This window comes from Labrys sedimenti (genome assembly GCF_034424805.1).
In the GTDB taxonomy this organism is placed as follows: Bacteria; Pseudomonadota; Alphaproteobacteria; order Rhizobiales; family Labraceae; genus Labrys; species Labrys sedimenti.
The window spans coordinates 1-1398 of record NZ_JAXOUF010000083.1 but is presented as its reverse complement, the minus strand read 5'-3'; the positions used below and the strand labels follow the sequence as shown (position 1 = coordinate 1398).

Annotated in this window: 1 tRNA gene and 2 rRNA genes; all 3 read right to left on the bottom strand. The window is 55.4% G+C overall.

What is annotated here, in order from left to right:
* Position 1: 1 nt before the first annotated feature.
* A tRNA-Met gene (locus U1R88_RS35505) sits at positions 2-78 on the bottom strand.
* Between the two features lie 50 nt (positions 79-128).
* Positions 129-243 (bottom strand): 5S ribosomal RNA (gene rrf, locus U1R88_RS35500).
* A 187-nt stretch (positions 244-430) separates the two neighbouring features.
* A 23S ribosomal RNA gene (locus U1R88_RS35495) occupies positions 431-1398 on the bottom strand; the annotation flags it as partial.

Genomic DNA, 1398 nt, shown 5'->3' with positions numbered 1-1398 from the left:
TTGGTTGCGGGGGCAGGATTTGAACCTGCGGCCTTCAGGTTATGAGCCTGACGAGCTACCGGGCTGCTCCACCCCGCGGCAGGAATTTGAGTTATTTGTCATGGTTTATTGAGAAGTTTGCTTTGCAGGCCTGGCAACGACCTACTCTCCCAGGTCTTGAGACATAGTACCATCGGCGCTGAGGAGTTTAACGGCCGAGTTCGGGATGGGATCGGGTTGAGGCTCCTCGCTAGTGCCACCAGGCCGGCGAAGCAAAGTTGAAGCCCTTGCGACTCCTGCGCGATCCGAAGGATCGTCGCCTGGCAGTCGTCAAGAGTATGCGCAGCGACAAATACGAAGTGTTTGTCGCGTGAAGCATACAAGATGGTTGTTTTCGTGTGTTTCACATTCTGCAGCGTGTTGGCTGCGTTGTGAGTATTGATAAATGAGAGCGATCAAGCCGATCAAGCTATTAGTACCGGTAAGCTGCACGGATCGCTCCGCTTCCACACCCGGCCTATCAACGTGGTGGTCTACCACGGCTTTCGAGGGAGAACTCATCTTGAGGTGGGTTTCCCGCTTAGATGCCTTCAGCGGTTATCCCGACCGTACATAGCTACCCTGCACTGCGGCTGGCGCCACAACAGGTCCACCAGAGGTACGTCCATCCCGGTCCTCTCGTACTAAGGACAGATCCTCTCAATTCTCCTACGCCCACGCCAGATAGGGACCAAACTGTCTCACGACGTTTTGAACCCAACTCACGTACCACTTTAATCGGCGAACAGCCGAACCCTTGGGACCTTCTCCAGCCCCAGGATGTGATGAGTCGACATCGAGGTGCCAAACGATTCCGTCGATATGGACTCTTGGGAATCATCAGCCTGTTATCCCCGGCGTACCTTTTATTCGTTGAGCGATGGCCGTTCCACAACGGACCACCGGATCACTATGGCCGACTTTCGTCTCTGCTCGACTTGTCAGTCTCGCAGTCAGGCGGGCTTATGCCATTGCACTCGACGACCGATTTCCGACCGGTCTGAGCCCACCGTCGCACGCCTCCGTTACTCTTTGGGAGGCGACCGCCCCAGTCAAACTACCCACCATACACTGTCCCGGGCCCGGATGACGGGTCGCGGTTAGACATCCATGATCGTAAGGGTGGTATTTCAAGGGTGGCTCCACAAGGGCTGGCGCCCCTGCTTCATAGCCTACCACCTATCCTACACATGCAAGCACGAATGCCAGTGTAAAGTTATAGTAAAGGTGCACGGGGTCTTTCCGTCTAAGCGCAGGTACCCCGCATCTTCACGGGGAATTCAATTTCACTGAGTCTATGCTGGAGACAGCGGGGAGATCGTTACGCCATTCGTGCAGGTCGGAACTTACCCGACAAGGAATTTCGCTACCTTAGGACCG